The organism is Rhizobium sp. PDO1-076 (assembly GCF_000247475.1).
GTDB lineage: Bacteria > Pseudomonadota > Alphaproteobacteria > Rhizobiales > Rhizobiaceae > Allorhizobium.
The window spans coordinates 1-1,529 of sequence record NZ_AHZC01000271.1 but is presented as its reverse complement, the minus strand read 5'-3'; the positions used below and the strand labels follow the sequence as shown (position 1 = coordinate 1,529).

Genomic DNA, 1,529 nt, shown 5'->3' with positions numbered 1-1,529 from the left:
CCCCTCCCGTATACTTCTCGACGCGCTGGCCCGAATACCCGCACTTCTCGACAACCGTTCACACGAGCGGGCGATACATGCTGAATCTTATCATAGGTGGCCGCGTCCATGATCCCGAGGCGGCGCTGCCGCGCTTGCCATTTCCGCGATCTCGCGGGCAAGGTGGCTAGAATTCGTCGTCGTCATCATCCGTGAAATCCCCCTCCCGCAAAGCCGCTTCGTAGTCCTGGCCGCCGTAATAGACGCCGATGATATTCACCGCACCGTCCACTACCTCAAACAGAATCGTCACACGCCGGCGAAACCCGAGCGTTCGCAAGCCAGGCCGAAGATCGTCGCGCCGTGTGCCTCGGTGCGGAAGGGTTTGCAGCTTCTCGCAATAATCCACGATGGAATCGACATAGCGCGCCGCCACGGCGGGCGACGCTGCCCCGGAAATATCGACTTCCAGCTTGTCGAGCTGGTCGCGAGCCTCCGGGGTGAAATGAATTATATGTGTCACGCTGAGGCAGACCGCTTGCGCTTGTCGGCAAGATGCTGGCGCACTTGGTCAACGCTGAGCGCCCGGCTCGGGTCGGCCTTCAGCTTGTCATAGGCGGCAACGCCTTCCGTGCGCAGCCAGCTTTCAAGGGCCTTGTCGCGCGCCTGCAAGGCACGCAGCCCGTCGCGGATAACCTCGCTCTCGCTGGCATACTCGCCCGACGAAACCTTGGTCTTGACCATCTGTGCCATTTCGTTTGGCAACGTGACGCTGAACTGTTGCGTGCTGCGCATGGGAATCTCCCGTCTTGGATCGTGCTAAGTAGGATTGAACACTATCACATATAGACGCGATCGGGAACCGCTCTCCCTCGACAAGTGCGCTCATAGGGGTCTGAGTAGCAACGGAACAGAAAACATAGGGTAATCGCGGGAGCGCCGGGCGCTGATGCGATTGCTGCATCGAAGATGGTTGTTCCCCGATAGGATGAGGTACGGGCTCACGGCCGTTGGCCGGGCCCAGCATCAAACGGAGAACAACCATGGGCGAATATATCGGTCTCGACGTCTCTTTGAAAGATACGACGGTTTCAATTCGGCGAAATGGAGAGCGGACCTGGCGGGGCAAGTGTGCTTCCGACCCGCAGGCGCTAGCGGCATTGATCCGCAACCATGCGCCGGCTCCCGAGCGAGTCGTGTTCGAGACCGGCCCGTTATCCGTGTGGTTTTTCCATGCGCTCACCGCAGAGGGATTGCCGGCGATCTGCATTGATGCGCGACATGCCAAGGCAGCGCTCGACATGGCACCGAACAAGACGGATGTGAATGATGCCGATGGCCTGGCGCATCTTGCCGAGGTCGGGTTCTATCGGGCAGTCCGAGTGAAGAGCTTCGACAGCATGCTGACCCGGACGCTGGTTTCGGCGCGTGGACAGTTACGAAAGACGATCGGCGATTTGTCGAACCAGATCCGCGGACTGATGAAAACCTTCGGTCTCGTTATTCCAAAGGGAGCCGGTCGCGTTTTCGAAGACAATGTCCTTGTCGGG

3 protein-coding genes are annotated in these 1,529 nt (G+C 59.5%); 1 reads left to right on the top strand and 2 read right to left on the bottom strand.

The window, feature by feature from the left end; translation table 11 throughout:
* Nucleotides 1-166: 166 nt before the first annotated feature.
* Both PDO_RS14825 and PDO_RS14820 read right to left on the bottom strand, forming a co-directional pair.
* The gene (locus tag PDO_RS14825) at nucleotides 167-502 is read right to left on the bottom strand and encodes a type II toxin-antitoxin system RelE/ParE family toxin (protein WP_007603270.1); all 336 of its coding nucleotides are present in this window, start codon (nucleotides 500-502) and stop codon (nucleotides 167-169) included.
* Complete coding sequence (locus PDO_RS14820) at nucleotides 499-774, bottom strand: type II toxin-antitoxin system ParD family antitoxin (protein ID WP_007603269.1); 276 nt, start codon at nucleotides 772-774, stop codon at nucleotides 499-501. The genes PDO_RS14825 and PDO_RS14820 overlap by 4 nt, the downstream gene beginning before the upstream one ends.
* A 248-nt stretch (nucleotides 775-1,022) precedes the next feature.
* Here PDO_RS14820 and PDO_RS14815 point away from each other — a divergent pair.
* On the top strand, nucleotides 1,023-1,529 hold a 507-nt coding region (locus PDO_RS14815), incomplete at its 3' end, for an IS110 family transposase (RefSeq protein ID WP_007603268.1).

Bases quoted from the DNA above. Each gene is read 5' to 3' on its own strand.
- PDO_RS14820 (WP_007603269.1), bottom strand. From the start codon at position 774: ATGCGCAGCACGCAACAGTTCAGCGTCACGTTGCCAAACGAAATGGCA.